Source organism: Peribacillus sp. NPDC097264 (genome assembly GCF_050277925.1).
In the GTDB taxonomy this organism is placed as follows: Bacteria; Bacillota; Bacilli; order Bacillales; family DSM-1321; genus Peribacillus.
In genome coordinates this window covers 256,948-280,603 of the sequence record NZ_JBNNSR010000005.1, presented here as the reverse complement: position 1 = coordinate 280,603, position 23,656 = coordinate 256,948, and the positions used below count along the sequence as shown (strand labels likewise).

Here is a 23,656-nt window from a genome sequence, read left to right as displayed (position 1 = left end):
AACCTGAAATTAGATATCCAATCTTAGAGGAGTCATGCAGATTTTATCACTTTTTAATAAAAAGCGTTCATCTTACCTTTATTTGATAGGAGGAGTTTGATGTCAGATCTGCAAGATATTACGATTGGCAAACTGCTTGAAAAGACCGCTACTGAATACGGGAATAATGAAGCGGTGGTATATCATGAACTAGGTTTACGATATACCTATAGTGAATTCGAAAAGGTTTGTCGTCAGGCAGCGCGCGGTTTTATGTCACTTGGTATTGAGAAAGGTGAACATATTGCCATTTGGGCTACCAATAAGCCTGAATGGGTCGTTTCCCAATTTTCAACCGCCAAGATGGGTGGGGTGCTCGTCACGGTCAATACGAATTACCGGACGAGTGAACTGGAATATCTCCTCCGGCAATCGGATGCGACAACAATCATTTTGATGGATAAATATAGGGATCACTCCTATATAGAGACACTTTATGAGATACTTCCTGAACTAAAGACTGCGGAGCCTGGTAAATTAAAATCTGAGAAACTACCAAAGTTAAAAAATATCATCATGCTGAGTGACATTCGTTATCCCGGTACTTTTTCCTGGGACGATGTACTAAGGGGAAGTAATCGGATTTCAGAGGAAATGCTCGATAATCGGATGAAGGACCTGAAGCCGGGAGATGTAATCAACATGCAATATACATCGGGCACGACGGGCTTCCCCAAGGGGGTCATGTTGACCCATTCAAATCTAGTCAATAATGGGTTGAATACTGCGTCGTGCATGAAACTCACAAACGAAGATCGGCTCTGTATCCCGGTACCGATGTTCCACTGTTTTGGATGTTCCCTTGGGACGATGGCTTCCGTTACTGTTGGGGCTACGATGGTGCCTGTTATTGAATTCAATCCACGTACCGTACTTCAAACCGTGGAGGCAGAAAAATGTACTGCACTTCACGGGGTACCGACGATGTTCATCGCCGAGTTGAACCTTGAAGACTTCGATCAGTATGATTTGCGGTCATTGCGGACAGGAATCATGGCCGGTTCCACTTGTCCGATTGAAATCATGAAACTAGTAGTGAATAAGATGGGGATTTCAGAAATCACGATCACGTATGGTCAAACGGAATCTTCACCAGGAATTACGATGACCCGTACAGATGATCCCATTGAACTTCGTGTTTCTTCCGTCGGTCGGGCGTTGCCGAATGTGGAAGTGAAAATCATAAATCCAGCTACCGGAGAGGAACTAGAGCGGGGTCAACAGGGTGAACTTTGTTCAAGAGGTTATCATGTCATGAAGGGGTATTACAAAAACCCAGAAGCAACGAAGGAGGCCATTGATCCGGAAGGGTGGCTTCATACCGGAGATTTAGCTGTAATGGATGAAAACGGGTACTGCAAGATAACCGGTCGCCTGAAAGATATGATAATAAGAGGTGGCGAAAATATTTACCCTAGGGAAATAGAAGAGTTTCTTTATCAGCACCCTTTAATAGTCGATGTGCAGGTCTTGGGCATTCCTGATAAGAAATATGGAGAAGAGGTAACGGCCTGGATCATCTTGAAAGAAGGAGAAAGCCTGACAGCAGAGGAACTGAGAGCATTCTGTAAAGGGAAAATTTCTCATCATAAGATCCCGCGTTACATTCATTTTACGGATGTCTATCCAATGACTGCATCCGGAAAAATCCAAAAGTATAAGTTACGGGAGCAGACTCTCGATTTATTAGCGGAACGGACTAAATAAGGAGGTAATGGGATGATTAAAAAGGTTCTTATTGCAAACAGAGGTGAAATTGCATCGCGTGTCATTCGCACTTGTAAGGAATTGGGTATAGGGACTGTTGCCGTCTATTCAGAAGCTGATTCCGACTCTCCATTTGTTTCGTATGCAGATGAAGCTTATCTTTTAGGAGGATCCCGCGTTCAGGAAAGCTATTTGAATGTCCCAAAAATCTTAGAGATTGCAAAAGAGGCTAAGGTTGATGCCATACATCCTGGATATGGGTTTCTTAGCGAAAATGCAGATTTTGCACGTTCATGCGAAGCAGCAGGTCTGATTTTCATCGGTCCCAATCCAGATGTCATTCAACAGATGGGCAATAAAGTAGAAGCCAGAAAAAAGATGGAACAAGCGGGGATCCCGTTAGTCCCAGGGTTGTCGCGCCCATTAATCGATAGTGCTGAGGCGGCAGCTGTTGCCGAAAAGATTGGTTATCCTATTATGCTGAAGGCGTCAGCCGGAGGCGGGGGCATCGGTATGCAGATGATTACAAACGAGGAAGAGCTTTCGAAAGCATTCGAAGGCAATCAGAAAAGGGCTCAGTTATTTTTTGGTAATGGGGATATGTTCATTGAAAAGTTAATTGAAAAACCACGTCATATCGAGATTCAAGTGCTGGCTGACAAATTTGGGAATGCCGTTTATTTATGGGAGCGGGAATGTTCGGTACAAAGACGCCATCAAAAGGTCGTGGAAGAGGCACCATCTTCTTTTCTGGATGAGGAAACACGTAGGAAAATGGGTGAAGCGGCTATAAAAGCTGTAAAGAGCATCGGTTACCACAATGCTGGTACATTGGAATTTTTAGTGGATGCTAACAAGAAATTCTATTTCCTTGAAATGAATACACGGCTTCAGGTGGAGCACCCGGTCACGGAGGAAATTACGGGACTCGATCTTGTGGAACAGCAAATCAAAATCGCCAATGGAGAAAAACTCTCTTTTACACAAGAGGATGTTAAAAGACAGGGGCATGCCATAGAAGTGAGGATTTATGCAGAAGACCCTAAGACCTTCTATCCAGCACCAGGAACAATGACCGGTTTATCCTTGCCTGAAGGTGAAGGGATCCGTCATGAGCTCGCGGTTCAGGATAATTCGGTCGTTTCCCACTTTTATGACCCGATGATCGCCAAGTTGGTGGTTAGCGGAGCTTCTCGCGAGATTGCAATCGATAGATTAAAAGAAGCACTGAATTTATATAAAGTAGAAGGAATTAAAACGAATCTTCCGTTGCTCAAAGAAATCATTGAACATGATGCATTCCATAAAGGAGATACGACGACGGATTTCATCAATAAATATATTAAAAAAATCACGGTCTAAGTTGGGTAAGGCCTAATGGGTCTTATACCTTTCATTAAGAAAATAGGAGGAATTAAAATGGGAGAATTAAAAGCGAGCATGGCAGGAAGCGTTTGGAAAATCGTGGCAGGTGAGGGACAAAGTGTTGCTGACGGACAGGATATCATCATTTTGGAATCTATGAAAATGGAAATTCCCATATCAGTGGAAAAGGGGGGCACACTGAAAGAACTTAAGGTGAATGAGGGAGATTTTGTGAATGAAGGCGATGTTTTGGCCGTCATTGAATAAAGGGACGGAGGGATAGGATGAAATGGCCTGAAAGCGTAACGATCAAGGAAGTAGGTCCTCGGGATGGCCTTCAGAATGAGAAGGTCATTATCCCGACCCAAAGAAAAATAGAGTGGATCGATCAGCTTTCCGAGACCGGTCTTACTTATATAGAAGCGACATCTTTTGTTCATCCTAAATGGATTCCTCAATTGGGGGATGCCTTGGAGGTGGGTAAAGGAATTAAGCGAAATCCAACTATCACATATGCGGCCCTCGTTCCGAACCGAAAGGGGTTAGAGTCTGCCCTTGCAGCAAATATGGATGAAATATCGGTTTTCATGTCAGCCAGTGAAACCCATAATCTGAAGAATATTAATAAAACAATCTCCGACACATTCCCTGTTCTAAAGGAAGTCATTGATGTAGCAAAAGAATCAGGAAAGACGGTAAGAGGGTATGTTTCCACTGTGTTTGGGTGCCCTTATGAAGGACCAATGGATATCAATCAGATATTCAGGGTATGCGATCAATTATTCGAGTATGGAATCAATGAGCTTTCACTAGGAGATACGATTGGCGTCGCTTCTCCCAGACAAGTGGATGTTTTCCTAGAGCAAGCGGTGAAACGGTATGACAAGGACAGTCTGGCCCTCCATTTCCATGATACTAGAGGGATGGCCCTTGCCAATGTCCTCAAATCTTTGGACTATGGAATCGACACGTTCGACTCGGCGCTAGGAGGACTTGGGGGATGCCCATATGCACCGGGTGCGAGTGGAAATGTGGCCACGGATGATCTAGTTCACATGCTTAATAATATGGGCATTGACACGGGAATCGACTCCAAAAAACTGATCCAGTCAGCCTCCATGATGCAATCCTGTTTGGAAAAGCCTCTACCTAGCCATCAGATGGCCATTTACAACGCACAATAATCGCACTAGGGGTGAAGTAATGTTATCGAATGTAAAGGTGAGCCAAGAGGAAAATGGAATAGCCATTGTGACATTGAATAGGCCGGATGCAGCCAATGCGTTATCCAGGGAACTTCTTCATAACTTATATGAAACTCTGAATGAATTGAAGATGTTTTCCAATCTTCGGACAGTGATTTTAACAGGTTCTGGAAATAAGGCTTTTTGCGCAGGCGCAGACTTAAAGGAACGGGCTGGAATGAATGAGGCGGAAGTAAAGGAAACGCTTAAACTGATCGGTGACACGATATCGGCAGTTGAAAGTCTTCCGGTACCTGTCATCGCTGCGATTAATGGATCCGCTTTTGGTGGAGGTCTTGAATTAGCTCTAGCGTGTGATATGCGTATTGCATCAAACACAGCAAAGATGGGGCTAACGGAAACCTCCCTTGGCATTATTCCCGGGGGTGGGGGGACACAGCGTCTCCCAAGGATTGTTGGCATAGCGACAGCAAAAGAACTGATTTATACGGCAAGGAGACTGGACGCCGATACAGCAAGACAGATGGGCATCATCAGCCAGGTGGTCGATTCCGAGCACTTGCTTGAAGTAGCCAAAACACTGGCTAATGAAATTGCCGTTAACGCCCCTTTGGCCCTGCGAGCAGCCAAAATGTCGATCAACCAGGGAGTAGAAACCGATTTAAAGACGGGGCTGCAAATCGAACAGGACTGTTATCAGACGACGCTACAAACCGATGACCGGTTGGAGGGTCTGAGAGCCTTCAAGGAAAAACGCAAACCGATATTTACTGGTCATTAACTTCAGTTGAAGGAGGAAGATAAATGGTAACAACCGATAAACTCAGTGAACAGGTTGAAAAAATAAGTAAGGGCGGTTTGGAGAAATACCATCAAAAAAATGCGGAAAAAGGGAAGCTGTTCGTCCGCGAAAGATTAGAGCTTTTATTTGACGATGGAATAGATATTGAGGATGCCTTTTTTGCCAATTGTACGAGTGAGGGCCTTCCGGCAGATGGAGTTGTCACAGGGATTGGAAAAATCAATGGTCAGACGGTCTGTGTCATGGCCAATGATTCAACTGTGAAAGCCGGTTCATGGGGAGCAAGAACGGTTGAAAAAATCATCCGTATTCAAGAGACGGCCGATAAGTTACAGGTACCCCTTCTGTATTTAGTCGATTCAGCAGGTGCCCGTATCACGGATCAAGTCGAAATGTTCCCGGGGCGACGTGGGGCTGGTCGGATTTTTTATAATCAAGTGAAACTGTCCGGTAAAGTACCACAGATTTGCCTCCTGTTCGGACCTTCAGCCGCTGGCGGGGCATATATTCCGGCTTTTTGCGATATTGTTGTCATGGTTGAAGGCAATGCGTCGATGTACTTAGGTTCACCGAGAATGGCTGAAATGGTCATTGGAGAAAAAGTGACCGAGGAGGAAATGGGCGGAGCAAAAATGCATTGTTCCGTTTCAGGTTGTGGAGATGTTCTGGTACAGTCAGAACAAGAATCGATTGCCTTTGCCCGTCGATACTTAAGTTATTTTCCAGGGAATTATCAACAAAAGCCAAAAGTGTGCCAATCAGAATTGCCTGCTGACTTTGAAAAAACGATTGAAGATTTGATTCCGAAAAATCAGAATGCACCATTCAATATGTATGACTTAATCGACAGGATCATAGACCGTGACTCATTTTGTGAAATCAAGAAGCTATTCGCACCTGAATTGATTACAGGTCTCGCCCGACTGAATGGTCAATCAATCGGAATCATCGCTAATCAGCCACGAGTCAAAGGGGGAGTATTATTCCATGATTCGGCTGATAAGGCAGCCAAGTTCATTAACTTATGTGATGCGTTCCATATCCCACTACTGTTTCTTACGGATATACCAGGTTTCATGATTGGTACCAAGGTGGAACAAGCGGGAATCATTCGACATGGTGCAAAAATGATTTCTGCCATGAGTGAAGCTACAGTACCAAAGATTTCTGTAGTGGTGCGAAAAGCTTATGGAGCCGGATTGTATGCAATGGCCGGTCCTGCTTTCGAACCCGATTGTGTATTAGCTTTACCGACGGCATTGATTGCCGTTATGGGTGCGGAAGCTGCTGTTAATGCAGTCTACGCGAATAAAATTAACGCATTGGAAGCAGAAGAACGGCCTGCTTTTATTCAACAAAAACGAGAAGAATATAATAAAGATATCGATATCTATCGTTTGGCTTCCGAGATGATTGTCGACGCAATCATCCAGCCTAATGATTTGCGAGATGAATTAAGTAATCGTTTTGAAGTATATAGTAGTAAACAGCTAACATTTACTGATCGGAAACACGGGGTGTATCCGGTTTAATTAATCACTATTAATAAAAGCACCTTTATTAATAGTGGTAATGCTCATTAAAATGTGATGTGAGAATACCTCCACTACTAGCTTGATAAGTGGGGGTATTCCCATGTCTTGGAAATACCTCGCTTTGCTATATATTCGTTTTTAACGAATATAACATCGTACAATACCCTTCAGCCCGATTCTTCTCCTTCTATTATTTTCCAATCCAAAAATCTATTCAATAATCTTCATATAATTTTCACAGAGACGATAAATAGGTATAAGACGTACTCATCCTACTGTTCTTAAATCATATAATGAGGTGAAACATCTTGATTAATATATTTCAAGGTAAATCTTTAAAAACATCGCTAATTAAGTTGTTATTTGTTTTAATAGCATGTTTGTTACTATTCAATCTGGTAACATTATATTATGATTCTTCCAAATCGATTGAACAAACCTTTAAGGAAACAGGTATACAAGACGCAACTAGGGTAGCTTCAAATATCGATCCAGTCCTCTACCAGAAGTTTCTTGATGAGCCCCGAGTCAACGACACATACACTCAAATTAAAAATCAATTAAATGATTTTCGAATTAAGTCTGGTGTTCTATATGTATATACATATGCTATTAAAAATAATCAGGTTCAATTACTGATTGATGGGCTACTTTCCGAAGAATCTTCCACCATAGGGGAAGCGGTAACATCTATATCCGTTACAGATTTATTGCCAGTACTATCCGGGGAAACGTTGAGTACAGATATCATTAAAGATGAAAAGTACGGAAACTATATGTCATCTTTCGCACCCATTAAAGACAAAGATGGAAAGGTCATAGGCATTCTCGGTGTCGATACGGAGGCCGAAACTATTAAATCGATTAAAAATGGCGTACTATCCAGCCTTTTACCGATTGTCATTGTAATTTCGATTATTTTTACTGTACTCATACTGGGAATCGTCTACTATTATCTTGGTAAGAAGCTTAATCCTCTAAAGCGACTATCGGATATTGCAAATGCTATTACGAAGGGGCAGCTTGAAGAGGCTTCGACATTAACGCGGGAAAATAGAATACAATCTACTGATGAAATAGGATTACTTTATACGTCTTTTGAAAAAATGACGGAGACTTTATCTGAAATGATAAGAAAAATGCATGGTCTATCATCATCATTACACGAGCAGAGTAGTAAATTGAATAATTCCTCTAATGAAGTAAATGAAGGGACAACTCAAGTGTCCGTCACGATGGATGAAATGGCGGTTGGCGCAGAGTCCCAAGCTAACTTAGCCTCTACACTTTCGGTGGATATGAGAGAGTTTTCCGAAATCATTGCCGCAACAAATAAGCAAGGTCAAGAAATTACCCAGTCAACAGAGGTAGTAATTAATGATTCACAGACTGGCATGAAATTAATGAGCTCATCAATTGAGAAAATGCAGGAAATCTATAATATTGTCTCGGAGTCAGTGAATCAGGTGAAAACTTTGGAATCGCAAAATAAAGAAGTAACCACGCTTGTCACGCTCATTAGCAATATAGCTGATCAAACGAATCTACTCGCTTTAAATGCAGCGATTGAAGCGGCTCGAGCAGGAGAGCAGGGGAAAGGTTTTGCTGTGGTAGCGGATGAAGTAAGGAAACTTGCAGAACAAGTTTCTGATTCTGTAAACGGCATCTCTACAATAGTCAGTAACGTTAATAATAACTCAAAAAACATGGTGGAAATCCTTACATCAGGCTTAGAGAAAGTGGATGAGGGAAGAGAAAACCTTCATAAGACAGGTGAAACCTTCGATGATATTTCTACGGAATTGTCCACTATGAATGTATTGGTTCATTCCATGGCAAAACAGTTAATCCTGTTGACAAATAAAGAAGAAAAAATGAAAGGGTCCATTGAAGAAGTTGCGGCCATATCTGAGGAAAATGCTGCTGGTATCGAGGAAGTATCAGCATCTGCTCAAGAAATTAACGCAATGACTGGAGAGATGAAACAGTTAGTTTCCAATTTGGCCGTTGTTTCTGAAGATTTAGAAGAAATGAGTAATCAATACTCAGTTTAAGAATTCAATAAGAGACTGTCCCTTAAATGAGACAGTCTCTTTCTTGTATGTCAACAATTTTACTACTGTAAAGCTACGAGTCAACTTTCAGAAGCAATAGAAAATAATTATCCTTAAAAATGGAAATAATTAAATGTTAAATGTTGCAAAAAAGTGAAAACGAGAGTATTATAATTAGTAATTAAGGATTTACTAATTACTCATCCATTTATTTAAAAGAAAGAAAGTGAGAGCTGCCATGGTTCAGCAAGGTAAAAAGAAATATATCACTCCAGATGGATACACTGCAGACATTGCTATCTTTACGATAACGGCTAAAAAAACCGAGAAAAAAGCACCACCTGAAATGTTCTTGAAACTATTATTAATTAAACGAGCGGCTACAGATAAGGAAGGAAATCCAAATGTTGAAGGCAATAAATGGGCCTTGCCCGGTGGCTTTGTAAATGCTAATGAAACGGCCTATGAAGCCGCAGAAAGGGAGTTAAATGAAGAAACTGGAGTCTCAGGACTTCAAGTGAAACATTTTGGTATGTATGACCAACCGGGCCGTGATCCGAGAGGGTGGATCATCTCAAATGCTTTTTATGCAATTGTTCAGGAGAAATTTCTCCATCAAAGGAGGGCCAACGATGATGCCGCAGAGGTCGACTTATTTACGATTAAGGAAGTCTTACAACTGAATTTGGCTTTTGACCATTATAAAATCATTAATGAAGCGATTGAACTACTGAAAAAAGAAATGATGCAAACGACCATTGCAAAAAACTTCTTGCCGGATGAATTTACGCTTTCGGAGCTACAACGAGTTCTATTGACAGTACGGGATGATGCAAAAATCAGCGCAGATTCATTGTTTTTTTCTAAAGCTCCAAAGCTCCCATTCTTGGAAAAGGTTTTGGATGAAAAGGGATTACAGAAGAAAACGAAACGTAATTCATTTCGTCCCTCACAACTTTACCGATTTAATGCTGAGATAGTCACGGACTCGATTTATTATTGAGGAGGAATGAAAAATGGGTAAAAAAGCATTGATTAATATCGATTATACGAATGACTTTGTAGCCGATGATGGTGCATTGACTTGTGGAAAGCCTGGTCAGGAGATAGAAGATGCACTTGTCAGTATTACAAAAGAGTTTATTAGACAAGGCGATTATACAGTTTTTGCGATCGATCTTCATGAAAAAGGAGACGGTTATCATCCTGAAGCGGATTTGTTTCCCCCTCATAATATTCGGGGTACAATGGGTAGAGATTTATATGGAAAGCTTAAAGATGAATATGAAATCAATAAAAATCTAATAAATGTACATTATATGGATAAGACACGTTATTCGGCCTTTGCAGGCACGGACCTGCATATCAAACTCAGAGAGCGGGATATTTCAGATGTATACCTAGTCGGAGTATGCAGTGATATATGCATTCTTCACACAGCCATGGACGCTTACAATTTAGGTTATAATATTTTCATTTATGAAAATGCAATCGCTTCATTTAATCAGACAGGACACGATTGGGCACTTACCCATTTCGAAGGGGTCTTAGGCGCAACGATCATAAAGTAACGTCACAGAAAAAAAGGGAGGTACCGCTTCTCTTTTGGGAGGAACTATCATGGAAAACAAATATAATGACGATAGCTACGCGCTACACACTGATCTATACCAAATCAATATGGCTCAAACATATTGGGAGGATAATGCCCATAACAGAAAGGCAGTATTTGAAATTTTTTTTAGAAAGCTTCCTTTCAATAGTGGGTATGCAATTTTTGCGGGACTAGAAAAGATTGTCCATTATCTTCAGAACTTTAGCTTTTCAGAAAGCGATATTGAATACCTGAAAAAAGAATTGCATTACGAAGAGGACTTTTTGAATTATTTGCAGAATATTTCATTTACTGGGACGATACGTTGCATGAAGGAAGGCGAGCTTGTATTTGCCAACGAACCGATATTACGTGTAGAGGCACCTCTTGGTGAAGCACAACTCATTGAAACGGCGTTGCTGAACATTGTGAACTATCACACACTCGTTGCTACGAAAGCTTCACGAATTAAGCAGGTTATTGGCGATGAGTCTGCACTTGAATTCGGATCACGCCGTGCACAAGAAATGGACGCAGCCATTTGGGGAGCACGTGCTGCCTATATCGCCGGGTTTGATTCCACAAGCAACGTACGTGCAGGAAAGCTATTCGGAATACCGGTATCAGGCACACATGCACATTCTATGATCCAAGCTTATAAAGACGAATACACAGCATTTCATAAATACGCAAGCTCTCATAAAGACTGTGTGTTCTTGGTCGATACCTATGATACATTGCGTTCAGGCATACCAAATGCCATCCGCGTTGCTAAAGAATTGGGGGACAAAATCAATTTCATCGGAGTCCGTCTTGATAGCGGGGATCTAGCTTACCTTTCAAAAGAAGCACGACGCATGCTTGATTCAGCTGGTTTCCCAGATGCAAAAGTTGTAGCATCGAATGATTTGGATGAATATACGATTATCAACCTGAAGCAACAAGGAGCGCGGATTGATATTTGGGGTATCGGTACAAAATTGATCACCGCTTTTGACCAACCTGCATTGGGTGCAGTTTATAAAATGGTTTCAATAGAAGATGAAAGCGGGAATATGAGAGATACCATCAAAATTTCTTCCAACCCTGAAAAGGTAACGACACCTGGTCTTAAACGGATCTATCGGATCATTAATAAAGTCAACCACCATGCAGAAGGTGATTACTTGGCGATGGAATTTGAAAAGCCACAGGAACAGGAAAAACTAAAAATGTTTCATCCCGTGCACACTTTCTTAAGTAAATTTGTCACAGATTTCGATGCAATTGACCTGCACGAAGACATTTTTGTAAATGGTACATTAACGTACGAATTGCCATCGATTGATGAAATTAAAGCTTTTACGTTAAGGAACATTCAAGTATTGTGGCCAGAATACTTAAGGGCCTTAAATCCGGAAGAATACCCCGTCGACCTGAGCCAGGAATGTTGGGATAATAAAATGAGAAATATAGATGAAGTGAAAGCCAATGTGGATAGAAAGCTTACAAAATAACGAATCTATTTGGGAAGAGGGGTTATACAGTGCGTCCATTACAAAAAGAAATCATAGAAAAATTACTTGTTCAACCAACGATCAATCCAGAAATTGAATTCCGGAAGAGCGTCGATCTTCTAAAGAACTACTTGAAGAAGAATTCATTTCTAAAAAGTTTCGTCCTTGGAATTTCAGGTGGTCAGGACTCAACCATAGCTGGCTACATGGCCCAAGTAGCGATCAATGAATTGAATCAAGAGTTGAAGACCACCGAGTATACATTTATCGCTGTCAGCCTCCCCTACGGTATCCAGGCTGACGAAGAAGATAGGCAGCTAGCTCTGAAATTTATCAAGCCAAGCATGACCGTAACCGTCAACATTAAGGAAGCCGTTGACGCATCTGTACGTGCAGTAGAGGAAGCGACAGGAAAAAAATTGACACACTTCCTAAGAGGCAATGCAAAGGCACGCGAGAGAATGAAAATCCAATATGATTTAGCAGGACTATATAAAGGTGTAGTCCTCGGTACAGATCATGCAGCAGAAGCTATCACGGGATTCTTTACCAAACATGGAGATGGTGCAGCGGATATCATTCCTCTTTACCGTTTGAATAAAAGACAGGGCAAAGAAATCCTTAAATTCGTGGGAGCACCTGAACGACTATATATGAAAATTCCAACAGCCGATTTAGAAGATGATAAACCATTGATTCCTGATGAAGTTGCCTTAGGGGTAAGTTATGATGAAATTGACGACTACTTAGAAGGTAAAGAGATCAGGACGGAAGCGGCCGAAATCATTGAAGGCTGGTATACAAAAACGGAGCACAAACGAAATGAAGCCATTAATGTATATGATACATGGTGGAAATAAAAAGACATGTAACACTTATTATGAATTCCATTCAAGATAGTATCAAAAATGTCGTGCAACTCTTTTAACGAGGGTTGTGCGATTTTTTTATGACACAGTATACAACGATTACCTTCTAAGTTGGTATAGGTGTAAAATGGATAATGAAAAAAATGGAGAAAAGCTATAAAAGGGAAGAAGCATTTTACCGTGTTATATATTTATTTGTAGTATGGTTTTAAAGAGAGGTAGTTTATAGTTAGCGGAGCACATGTGATATAAATATAGTAAAAAAATAACCTGTGAATATAAAAATCCAATTCAATATAAGGTGTGAAAATAATATTGATTATCTATAATAATTGTAATATAATATTTTTTTATAGGTTTTAAAAAGGAGATTGTTTTATTTATGGTTACTGAAAAGAAAAGCTTTGGAATTGCACTCGTACTTTGGTTATTTTTTGGAGGAATTGGGGCACATAGGATATACATTAAAGAAAGTGCATCCGTGATATTATGGTATTGGTTATTAGCTATCTGCACATTGAGCATTTATGTATGGATAGATTTATTTAGACTTAAAGGCATGATAGAAGGACAGTACGAAAAAGAGTATATTAAGGAAAAAGTTTTAAATTCTTAAAAATATCTTTGTAAAGAATATTATTGTAATTTCGTAATGAGGTCTTTTAGCAGGAGAACGTGACATGTTAAAATCCTTAATGCTGGATAACTAGTTTAGGATTGAAAAGCTCTGGTGAGAAGAACATTCTCTTCAGAGTTTTTTTTATTTCCTGAAATTATAGGAGTATTGCCGGCCACTATAATTTGGGTAGGAAACGACTGTAATATCTAAGCGCTTTCTCAATGCTAAGATAAAGGTGGGAGAAAAATGCGTACATTTGATTACGAAGTGAGTGAATGCATAGAAAAGGATGCGGTATTGGATAGGATTTATAATCCTCCAATAGATCTTATATACTTTTTTAGAAATGATTCAATTAATGGTTTGACCTATACTTTTCTATTGAATACTGTGAACTTCCCTTTCTTTATTGTAATGAATGATGGCATGGGTTTTTATGAAGATTTTGAACACTTAAAATTACCTAAGCTGGTTCATTTAAATGATATAGAAAATATAAGCTTGAAAGTTTTCCAAGTACAAAGTAATAGGGATTTAAAGTTATTGATGCTTATATACTTTTTTGTATTACCAATGGATGTTACGGGTTAGTATGTGATTGTCAACAGATGCATCTTCATAAGATCATTTCGTACAATATGGAGGATAATTATAAACTTAAAAACAATACTGATTTAGATCCAAACGCAACGATTTACTTATTCTCAGATGTAGGGATAAGGATTTATAGCAATAATAGGACTTTAAATAATATGAGCAAAATAAATCTATTAATAAATGAAGCATTTAATTGAACGTTTAATATTGCAAGTTAAGTAATGATATATCTAAGATAAACTAAGTCACCATAACGGTGGCTTTTTCTTATGATAACAGTATTTTCACTAGTTAGGTGGGTTTTTCAATCTATTATTTATGATAGGTTCTACATTAGCGTGTCCCTCTGAACTAAGAATAATTAGTTAATAAAATCGTTTACAATCTTCCAAAATAGTCCTCGATAGAATATATAATAAAAATACAAGTGGTAATAAGATGTTTTATAGCATAGGGATTCCAAACATCTAAGTTAAAATTTAGTAGATAATTAAATGTTCCATGGAGGAAACTGAATTAAAACTTACATTTCATACATATTTATCGATTCGAACGTACCCAACATCCATCCAGAATGATTACATTGGCAAGTCCAATTAACATATTTGTACAAACTATTTACTTGCATTTTACATACATAATATTAGATAAATAATTAATAAGGTTTGGGGAGTAATAAATGAAATTCATTTTCAAACTTTTGAATAATATCGCTAAGTATCTACTAATATCAATCTTCTGGTGGCTAGTGATTATATATACATCAATAAAATAGGGGGGCGACAAGATGTTACATAGATAAGACGATGAATCGGATGTCTTTTGATAGGAAGTTATAGTAGAAAAATGGAAAAATGAAAAAACGCGCTTTCAAGCGTGCACGTTTTCTCATTGTGGTGGAGATATATTCATGCATGTATCTTTTTATCTTTTTTTAGTCTGTTTCAAAATTTTTTTAATGAATAAGTAACAAAATGATAGAACAACGAAAATTAAGAAAAAGACGATGAAACCCCAGAGACCTATGGCAGCATCTTGAAATTCCATATTCCCTCTACTAGTTAACGCCTGTTGTATTTCAATTGCAAAAACCAATACCACCATGACGGTGAATGTATAAATGAAAGAGAGTATGGTAATGCCAAATCTTAGTCTTGAAATGATGTTAGATAAAACTAGCACAAAGATGAATATGATAATCCCAATAATACCCATTATCCAAAAGTGTAGATCTTTATCCGTAGCATTTAAGTTTAGTGTATCACTTACAAATATCAGGATGAAATCATGAATGTTATTGATGATCTCGGTTAAAACCAGAATAATTTCCTTCAAATAGTGCACCTCCAATTTCTAAATTATAGCAGGTTGTAATTTCATAGAGAAGGAATAAGGATATAAAAAGGGTACATCAAACAGATTTTAATAGGATTACCAAATTCAATTTATTTTATCATTGCTTAAATAGAGGGAAGGTGTAATATCTTAAATACGGGCAGGACGAACCGTTTTGATATGTATATTTTACAAATAACAACCAAGCTTTGGGGGAAGAAATATGAATCGTGAAAACCAACATATTTTAAATGTAATCGATTTTATAAAAACGGGACATAACACTTGTTTCGTGAAAGTGGTAGGATATGATGCGGATGCACAAGTGGAGTTTGAAGGAGAAATCAAGTTTGTTCGGGAGAGACCATTTGGAGATTTAATCCATCCAGAAAGGTCAAAGCTAACACCTTCCAGTAGAGAATTTGTTAGGGATAATTTGATTAATCGGTATAATAAAGGTGAATTTAACTGAGCAGAAAATATTGTGACCTTCTCATATTCAAGGATTTCTCCTGCAAGGGTGATATAAAGCCATTCTTTATTTAGGTGATTGTCTTGTACGCCTAAGAAACAGACATCAATATGTACTCTTGTCACCATTTCTCACTAATTATATAAGCAACTTGTCCACACACTCCGATAAGTACATGCATATAATTTAGTAAGGAGGAGATAGTTATGAGTTCAAATTGCTGCTTTGTGAAAAAATGCTATGAGGAGAATGACCCTTATTCAGTCTGGGTTCCAAAAAGACCTTGTTCTTGTAAAAAGAATAAAAAAAGTTGTTATTACTACTAATATCATTTCATCATTAGGTGAATGAATATTTTTTAGGGCAGTTCTTGGACTGCCTTTTTACTTGGATTAAAAAAGACTATTTTGTAAGGTTTTACGAAGGAGCTAAAATTTTGAAGTGAAGAAAAAAGCACCTTACCTATGGTTATTGTGCTTTTATTTGTATTATTTATCCTTTAATAATTGCCTGCTTTGAAGGATAATTTCCCTATTTTTATTGATGGCTTCCACATTATTTAACTTAATATGATCGTTAAGGTTTTCATGATCTTCCATATATTCAAGTAGTAATTCCACAGACTTATCCAGCAACTTTTCCATCTGGATATCCCTTTCTTTGGCTAAACGAGTGAGTCGCATGTTTAAATGAGAAGCCAGCGTAGTATCAATTGGATCTCTACTTTCACTCATTTATATTCCCCCTTAAACTGTATTACTTCTATTATATGTTGGGAAGCATTGGATGGCAATGCAAAATTATTATTGGTCTCTTCTACAATCAAAGGGGGGAGTTAGCCTTGAATGGACAGTTAACAATCTCTGATAGTATAGTTTCCAAAGAAGGCCAATAGTCAGGTTGAAATCAAACCGTGGAGGACCAAATGATTCGCTTAAAATGAAATTCTATAGCTAAAAGCCACTCTGCTTTTTTAGCGGAGTGGCTAGAATGATATTTTATAAAATGAAATCCTTTAAAATATAAGCCATAAATCCTTAATTTTTATTTTTTATGATCACAACTGCGGTCGCAAAAATGCGAGAAATTATAGTTATATTCATACTGTTGGCGTTAGGAAACCAAAATTTCAAACTCTATATAAAACCCCTCAATACTCTCCAACACTCTTCTTACTAATCCGCTCCACAATCTCCATTAAATCATCTGGCCTATGGAATTCAATCGGTGAAACGCCTTTATCGAACTGAATCGTGTCGGCTTCTATCATTAATACATACTTCCCATTAATCTTGCCTAAATGAATGCTTTCCCCGAAATCGGCTAGAAGTCCTTTAACGGAGGTACTACCAAGCTTCATGCGCAGTTCGGCTTCTGGTGTATGTTCGACGATTTGGGCAGTTGCTTCGACGACCTGGTGGGTTTCTAAGCGTTCCTGGATTTCCCGTTTTTCACTTGATTCCCAGATTTCGAGGTCTTGCTCGAATTTCTGCAGTTCGTCGCTGTTTTCTTCGAATTGTGCAGATACATGTTCATGGACCATATGGATGACCTGATTTTTCATAATTTCTGGCATGGATTCCCCATATTCTACGAACTTAAGGAAATCCTCGAAGTAGCGGGCATGTGAAGCCTGGTGGATTTTCAGTTCACCTTCTTCGACAATTCCTTCTTCGGGCATGAAGGGGTACTGAATCGATTTCATATTTTTTGTGGTAATGGCCATTTCCACATGTCGAATTAATGTTCGTTCGTCGGAAATGGAAGCGACTTTTGGCTCGAAATCACATTTCAATAGAAAGATGAAAGGTTCATCAAGATATTGCGTCAACTTAGCCGAAGCAATAAGGAAAACCCCGCCACGTACAGCACTTGTATCTATATAAGATTGGGCAAAAAGTTCATTTTCCTTTTGAAACTCTTCTTTTGATCGTGCATATCGGACTCGATTGAATGCATTGTAATTTGGGTTTGAGTCGAGCGCATGACCTTCTTCTACTATAAATGAACCGATTTTCGTCGGAATTTGTTCAGTTTTAGGATGACGGTCCACTTTTCGTTTGGAGATTTTCATCAATTCACCATCTAGAAAATCCTTTAAAGGACTATCTTCATATTCCTGGGTATCAAGTGTTTGAAAGTGTTTAAAACGTTTGTCCGCCTGATCGCCTTTTCCTTCGACTTGTATTAAATAAAAAGACAGATAGGTAATCGCAAAATCCATGAAAGTCACCTACTCCATTATATATATTTCCTCTTTTAAGACTTAATAAGTATAGAGATGCCAGTCTCATCCGTCAATATTAATCTAGTCACCTTGAACATGGTATTAGGACATTATGCTCCGAAGGTGAGCCCTGTAATGAAGTAAATTTATATACATATTACTAGTGAAAGTTACCTTATAATTAAGAAATATCAAATGTCTAATATTTTGTGAGTATATTAATAGTGTATATAAATCTTGTAAGCTTTAATGAAAATAAGGATAGTATTCTTTAAAAATTATACTATTACAATAATAAAACCATTGACGGGTAAAGGGGTAATGCGTATAATTTGAAAGTCTGATAATTCAGGATTTGTTGAGTTTTGTCGAAATTTATCTTAACTAAACAATATTTTTAGCCATTCTATTATTTACTTATTGAATGTTTTTTATTTTTTATGGAGGAGAAAAGATGAACATTTTTAGAAAGAAGTCCATCGAGGACTTATTGAACACAGGTTCCAATAACAATGGTTTGAAGAGGGAGCTAGGTGCTTGGGATTTAACGATGCTAGGTATAGGCGCCATTATTGGGACAGGCATTTTTGTATTGACGGGTACTGGAGCGGTCCACGCCGGGCCTGCACTATCCCTTTCATTTGTCATTGCAGGTCTAGCTTGTTTATTTGCCGCTCTTTCATATGCTGAATTTGCATCCTCCGTTCCAGTTTCGGGTTCGACTTACACTTATGCTTACGCAACACTTGGTGAATTCGCTGCTTGGATTATCGGGTGGGACCTAATTCTTGAATATCTCTTGGCAGTTAGCGCGGTATCCGCCGGTTGGTCTGGTTATTTCCAATCGTTCTTACATGGAATCGGGATTAACTTACCAGAAGGGATTACTGCAGCACCTGGTTCTATTGAAGGCACCACAACGTATATGAACCTTCCGGCATTTTTAATCGTCATAGCAATCACGTTATTAATTTCCCGAGGTACCAAAGAAACCAAACGAGTGAATAACATCATGGTCATCATTAAATTGATTGTTGTAGCATTGTTCATCATTTCATCTATTTTCTATGTGAAGCCAGAGAATTGGCAACCATTTATGCCATTTGGAATAAGTGGTGTGTTTTCAACTGCCGCATTGATGTTCTTTGCGTTTATCGGATTCGATGCAGTAGCTTCCGCAGCTGAAGAAACGAAAAATCCCGGAAAAAACTTACCCCGAGGAATCATTGGTTCATTGATCATCTGTGTTGCTTTATATATGGTTGTTAGTTTAATCATGACTGGTGTGGTACCGTATGCACAATTCGGAACTGCGTTGGATCATCCAATTTCTTTGGTTTTACAAGTTGTAGGACAAAATTGGATTGCAGGATTCATTGATGTTGGAGCCTTTATTGGAATGACGACGGTCATCCTGGTTATGTTATTTGGACAATCCCGTATCATGTTTGCGATGTCTCGTGACGGTTTAATGCCGAAGCCATTATCTAAACTGCACAAGAAATATAAAACACCCTATGCCGTTACTTGGATGTTCGGAATCATTGCCGCTTTGCTTGGTGCATTTATTCCATTGAGTGATTTAGCTGAGTTGGTCAATATAGGAACACTAACGGCGTTTACTATGATATCCGCTGCAGTCATCGTATTACGAAAAATCAAACCAGATTTGAAACGTGCTTTTTATTGCCCATGGGTGCCTCTCGTACCAGGATTGGCAATCGTTTTCTGTGTGTTTCTGATGTTCCAATTAGGGAGCCATACATGGATTCGTTTCTTGATTTGGATGGTCCTCGGTATTATCGTGTACTTTGTATATTCACGAAAACACTCCAATCTGAATCAATAAATCGTAAAAACACTCTTACGGAGTGTTTTTTTTTAGGGCAATACCAAAAAATAGTCCTAAAGTAATGTGAAAATATGTCCAAAAATGAGGAAATTTTCATCAAAATAGCTTAATATTAACATAGAATATGACTTACTATCATAAATCGAAAGCAGATATCCGGAGGCAAGTCTTAATGAAAATCATATGGAGAAATAACCTTACCAATGATATTGATTATATGAAGTATAAGGATCAAGTTGGTATACAAATTAAAAACCATTCAGGTGTGTTAACCCAAATAGACATGATTCATTTAACTACAAAGGATCTCTGTATTATTCGTTCATTACAGGACGATGTGAAGGAACATATTATTAAAATTGTAGACAATTTCTACAGAAACTTAGAAAAGGAACCCTCTTTAATGCAGGTGATTAATAAGCACAGTTCGGTTGATCGGTTGAAGACGACGTTACACCATCATATGTTTGAAATGTTTAGTGGTTGTATCGATGATGAATATATTAAACAGCGTTATATCATTGCACATGTCCATGTAAGGATTGGCTTGCAGCCAAAATGGTATCTGAGTGCATTTCAGGATTTGCTTCAGTCAATCATTCTCCAAGTGATGACTCATATCAAGGACATAGAACTATACCAGGACACGATTTTGGCTGTCACAAAAATCATGAATTTAGAACAACAAATCGTTCTAGAAGCATATGATCTTGAAAATGAGAGAATTCGCCAACAAATCCAGGGTGATAAGGAAATGATTAAACAACAAGTCAATCGGAATGCAGAAGAATTGTCTGCCATCAGTCAACAGACTAGTTCCGCCACTCAATTAATGGCGGATAAAGTAATGGATATCCAAGTTGTTACCCAAAAGGGATCCGATACCGCCATCAGGACAGAAGAGCAATCCAAAGAAGGGGTTGAACTTTTAAAGGGGCTCGAAAAAAGGATGGTTAAAACCCAAGAGCAAATAATTATTATCTCAAAGGATATGGAGCAGCTATCCAATACATCCAAGGAAATTGAAAGAATTGTATCAATCATTACTTCAATCGCAGAACAGACGAATCTTTTAGCTTTGAATGCAGCAATTGAGGCAGCTAGAGCAGGTGAACATGGTAAGGGCTTTGCGGTGGTGGCTGGTGAGGTTAGAAAGCTATCGGAAAACACGAAAAAGTCCGTTACTGAAGTGGCAAAATTGGTAAACGGAATAGGGGACTTTACAAATGTGATGAATACATCCATTGCTGTCGTGAGTGATGAAATTATTCAAGGTACGCAACAAGGAAAGGAAACTGGATTATTTTTTACTGATATTGCGGAGGCCATGCTGTCTGTCAAAGAGCAAAACATTAAAGTCGCCAAAGAAATGAACGAGCTTAACGAAATATTCGATGGAATCAGTAAAGCGTTCGATCAAGTGGCGGTATCCTCGGAGGAATTAACAACAATGACAATGAATTTATAAGATCATGATAGAAAAGATACGGAATCTGCTAGATTCATTCCTTTTTCCACCAATAGCGTGTAAAAGGGAGGGAGTGAATCATGAAATGTATACCCCTCTAAAACGCTTTTTTAGAAAAGTATTCTAACTTCCTTCTTTTTTAGGGAATGAGTGAGTATAGGTGCTACCTAGTAAGGGGACTAAATTAAGAATAGAAAAGTCTCAAACATTAACTTGTAATAATTTCAGATTAATGTTATATTAATAAAGCGATGAGCTAATTTGTGTAAGCCGTAGAACATGCTTTTAGCTAAACGTCGGGATGTGGCCTGACGGTTTTGCGCCACAAACGCATCAAGACGCCTGCTGTGTGCAGGCGTCTTTTTCTATGCATTTTTCTATTTAATGGACTCTTTTTTAGCAGCTTGTACGTCTTCTTTGAAATCGGCTTGTATATCATCGGTGATCCCTTTTGTGGCATCCTTGAACTCACGAAGCGAAGTGCCGACAGCACGTCCAATTTGAGGAAGTTTACTTGGGCCAAAGACCATTAAAGCTAATAGAAGGATTATAATTAAACCAGGTATTCCAATATTTGAAAACATAGATAGTCACCCCTAAAAATATTGATATCTAATATTATAGACTTCACACCGTCAATTGCAAAGGTTAATTACTATTAATTGTAAGCCTTGTTTGCTTATAATCTAAACATATTGCCTCCATATTATTCTCTGCTTGCAAGCTAAATTGTTTGATTGTTCGATTCCCTCATCATAACTTTACCTTCCTACCATATTTTGTGTTACCATTAAATTACATGATGGATAAAAATATTGGATTGGAGGTGTTTATGTGTCCAGTACACTTATTTTTACCCCGCTCAGTCATGTGGGCTGGGGGTCATTGAAACAACTTATTCCTCAAGTGAAGAGGTATGACATCTCCAGTATTCTGATTATCACGGACCCGGTGCTTATAAAAATAGGGGTGACGAATAAGATTACTCTCCCATTGGAAGAAGCAGGGTATCAAGTTCAATTATATACAGAAGTGATTCCTGAACTCCCTTTAGAAACAGGAGAAAAACTGGTTAGCTATGTAAAGGAGCATCCATTCGATCTTATCATTGGTCTAGGTGGTGGCAGTGCTCTGGATTTAGCGAAACTGGCTGCGGTTCTTGCTGTTCATGAAGGCTCTGTGGCAGATTACCTGAATCTAACGGGAACACGGAAGATTGCTGCAAAAGGGATTCCCAAAATATTAATCCCAACCACTGCGGGAACGGGTTCTGAAGTAACCAATATTGCCGTGCTTTCTCTTGGAAACACCAAGGATGTTGTGACCCATGACTTTTTATTGGCGGACGCTGCCATAGTGGATCCAGAACTGACTGTATCCGTGCCACCACATATAACAGCTGCAACAGGTATCGATGCTCTAACTCATGCAGTAGAAGCCTACGTTTCCGTCAATAGCAACCCTACGACTGAAGCCTTATCATTGCACGCTATCAGGCTCATTAGCAAATCTCTTCGTACTGCCGTTCAGGATGGGCATAATCAACAAGCAAGGACAGACATGAGCCAGGGAAGTTATATGGCCGGCCTTGCCTTTTTTAATGCTGGCGTAGCGGGAGTACATGCACTTGCCTATCCGCTAGGTGGCCAATTTCACCTATCACATGGTGAATCGAATGCCGTCCTGCTTCCGTATGTTATGGGCTATATTAGAAAAAGTTGTACGAAAAAGATGGCTGACTTATTAAATGCCATGGGTGGAAGCTCAGTTTATTTATCCGAAGAAGAGGCATCCCTTAGATGTGTTGAAGAAATTAAAAGATTGGTGCAAGATATAGGGATCCCAACTACATTAGGTGATTTCGATATTCCTAAAAATGCAATAGACAAGCTGGTGGAAGATGGAGAAAAGCAAAAAAGGCTTTTAGCGAGAAGCCCCTTGCCACTTGGAAAAGAAGATATTCTAACCATCTATCAATCCGCCTTTAATGGCCGTATTACTGAACCTTTATAAAATTTATTGCATGAAATGTAGTGGATGGAAATTTTTGACCTTGCAACTTAAGATAACATTAGGTATTATAAATACATAAGCTGCGTTGTTCGTAATGATAATTAAGTTTTAACCTTTAAGCTGTAATAGGGAGTTTTATATCAAGGTTGGAATGTTATGCCTCGTCACTGACTTGGAAAACAGGAAAATTTTTGCAAACACCCACTTTGAGGAGTGGTGGTTTAAAACTTTCTTACTGAAATACGGCAATGGCGGCTTTATAACTTTTACAATTTGAGGCCAGTCCCTTATGGGGGCTGGTCTTTTATATTTGTACCATTTAATTGGGCGAAGGTTAATAAACAGAGGCAATGTTATATAATAAAAGATCTTAGAGGCATTATTATAGGGCAGTATTCAAAGAGTTA

21 protein-coding genes and 1 other RNA gene are annotated in these 23,656 nt (G+C 38.8%); 18 read left to right on the top strand and 4 right to left on the bottom strand.

Annotated elements, in window-relative coordinates:
• Positions 1-99: 99 nt before the first annotated feature.
• The 13 genes from ACQKL0_RS10125 to ACQKL0_RS10065 all read left to right on the top strand — a co-directional run bounded on the left by ACQKL0_RS10125 (position 100) and on the right by ACQKL0_RS10065 (position 13,876).
• Complete coding sequence (locus ACQKL0_RS10125) at positions 100-1,746, top strand: AMP-binding protein (protein ID WP_427687333.1); 1,647 nt, start codon at positions 100-102, stop codon at positions 1,744-1,746.
• Between the two features lie 12 nt (positions 1,747-1,758).
• The gene (locus tag ACQKL0_RS10120) at positions 1,759-3,108 is read left to right on the top strand and encodes an acetyl-CoA carboxylase biotin carboxylase subunit (protein ID WP_427687331.1); all 1,350 of its coding nucleotides are present in this window, start codon (positions 1,759-1,761) and stop codon (positions 3,106-3,108) included.
• Positions 3,109-3,165: 57 nt separating this feature from the next.
• Positions 3,166-3,378 (top strand): acetyl-CoA carboxylase biotin carboxyl carrier protein subunit, encoded by a 213-nt coding sequence (locus tag ACQKL0_RS10115; protein ID WP_402872747.1) that lies wholly within the window; start codon positions 3,166-3,168, stop codon positions 3,376-3,378.
• Between the two features lie 17 nt (positions 3,379-3,395).
• The gene (locus ACQKL0_RS10110) at positions 3,396-4,295 is read left to right on the top strand and encodes a hydroxymethylglutaryl-CoA lyase (RefSeq protein ID WP_427687329.1); all 900 of its coding nucleotides are present in this window, start codon (positions 3,396-3,398) and stop codon (positions 4,293-4,295) included.
• A 19-nt stretch (positions 4,296-4,314) separates the two neighbouring features.
• A complete protein-coding gene (locus ACQKL0_RS10105) occupies positions 4,315-5,097 on the top strand; it encodes an enoyl-CoA hydratase (RefSeq protein WP_427687327.1) in 783 nt (260 codons plus the stop codon).
• 23 nt (positions 5,098-5,120) lie between these two features.
• Positions 5,121-6,650, top strand: coding sequence for an acyl-CoA carboxylase subunit beta (locus ACQKL0_RS10100; protein WP_427687325.1), 1,530 nt, complete (start codon positions 5,121-5,123; stop codon positions 6,648-6,650).
• A gap of 311 nt (positions 6,651-6,961) precedes the next feature.
• Positions 6,962-8,707, top strand: a complete 1,746-nt coding sequence (locus ACQKL0_RS10095) for a methyl-accepting chemotaxis protein (RefSeq protein ID WP_427687323.1) — start codon at positions 6,962-6,964, stop codon at positions 8,705-8,707.
• A gap of 238 nt (positions 8,708-8,945) precedes the next feature.
• A complete protein-coding gene (locus tag ACQKL0_RS10090; protein WP_427687321.1) occupies positions 8,946-9,710 on the top strand; it encodes an NUDIX domain-containing protein in 765 nt (254 codons plus the stop codon).
• A gap of 13 nt (positions 9,711-9,723) precedes the next feature.
• Entirely contained in the window at positions 9,724-10,278 is a 555-nt protein-coding gene (locus ACQKL0_RS10085; RefSeq protein ID WP_427591899.1) for a cysteine hydrolase family protein, read from the top strand.
• Positions 10,279-10,327: 49 nt separating this feature from the next.
• Entirely contained in the window at positions 10,328-11,797 is a 1,470-nt protein-coding gene (locus ACQKL0_RS10080) for a nicotinate phosphoribosyltransferase (protein ID WP_402989449.1), read from the top strand.
• A gap of 29 nt (positions 11,798-11,826) precedes the next feature.
• Positions 11,827-12,657: an ammonia-dependent NAD(+) synthetase gene (gene nadE / locus ACQKL0_RS10075; RefSeq protein WP_427687320.1), complete on the top strand. Its 831-nt coding sequence runs from the start codon at positions 11,827-11,829 to the stop codon at positions 12,655-12,657.
• 391 nt (positions 12,658-13,048) lie between these two features.
• Complete coding sequence (locus ACQKL0_RS10070; protein ID WP_427687318.1) at positions 13,049-13,282, top strand: NINE protein; 234 nt, start codon at positions 13,049-13,051, stop codon at positions 13,280-13,282.
• A gap of 249 nt (positions 13,283-13,531) precedes the next feature.
• Entirely contained in the window at positions 13,532-13,876 is a 345-nt protein-coding gene (locus ACQKL0_RS10065) for a hypothetical protein (protein ID WP_427687316.1), read from the top strand.
• A 930-nt stretch (positions 13,877-14,806) separates the two neighbouring features.
• Here ACQKL0_RS10065 and ACQKL0_RS10060 read toward each other — a convergent pair.
• Complete coding sequence (locus ACQKL0_RS10060) at positions 14,807-15,217, bottom strand: hypothetical protein (RefSeq protein WP_427687314.1); 411 nt, start codon at positions 15,215-15,217, stop codon at positions 14,807-14,809.
• 223 nt (positions 15,218-15,440) lie between these two features.
• On the opposite strand from ACQKL0_RS10060, the gene ACQKL0_RS10055 reads away from it, so the two are divergent.
• Complete coding sequence (locus ACQKL0_RS10055) at positions 15,441-15,689, top strand: hypothetical protein (RefSeq protein WP_402959074.1); 249 nt, start codon at positions 15,441-15,443, stop codon at positions 15,687-15,689.
• 488 nt (positions 15,690-16,177) lie between these two features.
• Here the strand turns inward: ACQKL0_RS10055 and ACQKL0_RS10050 are convergent, their stop codons facing one another.
• Positions 16,178-16,423, bottom strand: coding sequence for a hypothetical protein (locus tag ACQKL0_RS10050; RefSeq protein WP_402872779.1), 246 nt, complete (start codon positions 16,421-16,423; stop codon positions 16,178-16,180).
• A 416-nt stretch (positions 16,424-16,839) separates the two neighbouring features.
• The gene (locus ACQKL0_RS10045; protein WP_403080131.1) at positions 16,840-17,913 is read right to left on the bottom strand and encodes a DUF3900 domain-containing protein; all 1,074 of its coding nucleotides are present in this window, start codon (positions 17,911-17,913) and stop codon (positions 16,840-16,842) included.
• A gap of 457 nt (positions 17,914-18,370) precedes the next feature.
• On the opposite strand from ACQKL0_RS10045, the gene ACQKL0_RS10040 reads away from it, so the two are divergent.
• Together ACQKL0_RS10040 and ACQKL0_RS10035 are read left to right on the top strand one after the other, a co-directional pair.
• The gene (locus tag ACQKL0_RS10040; RefSeq protein WP_402989426.1) at positions 18,371-19,765 is read left to right on the top strand and encodes an amino acid permease; all 1,395 of its coding nucleotides are present in this window, start codon (positions 18,371-18,373) and stop codon (positions 19,763-19,765) included.
• 175 nt (positions 19,766-19,940) lie between these two features.
• Complete coding sequence (locus ACQKL0_RS10035; protein ID WP_427687312.1) at positions 19,941-21,236, top strand: protoglobin domain-containing protein; 1,296 nt, start codon at positions 19,941-19,943, stop codon at positions 21,234-21,236.
• Positions 21,237-21,613: 377 nt separating this feature from the next.
• On the opposite strand, the gene tatA is transcribed toward ACQKL0_RS10035, so the two are convergent.
• Complete coding sequence (gene tatA, locus ACQKL0_RS10030) at positions 21,614-21,820, bottom strand: twin-arginine translocase TatA/TatE family subunit (protein WP_402872789.1); 207 nt, start codon at positions 21,818-21,820, stop codon at positions 21,614-21,616.
• Positions 21,821-22,070: 250 nt separating this feature from the next.
• Here tatA and ACQKL0_RS10025 point away from each other — a divergent pair, with 250 nt between their 5' ends.
• Positions 22,071-23,249, top strand: a complete 1,179-nt coding sequence (locus ACQKL0_RS10025; RefSeq protein WP_427687310.1) for an iron-containing alcohol dehydrogenase — start codon at positions 22,071-22,073, stop codon at positions 23,247-23,249.
• Between the two features lie 74 nt (positions 23,250-23,323).
• Positions 23,324-23,511, top strand: a non-coding RNA gene (ssrS, locus tag ACQKL0_RS10020) — 6S RNA.
• Positions 23,512-23,656 lie beyond the last annotated feature (145 nt).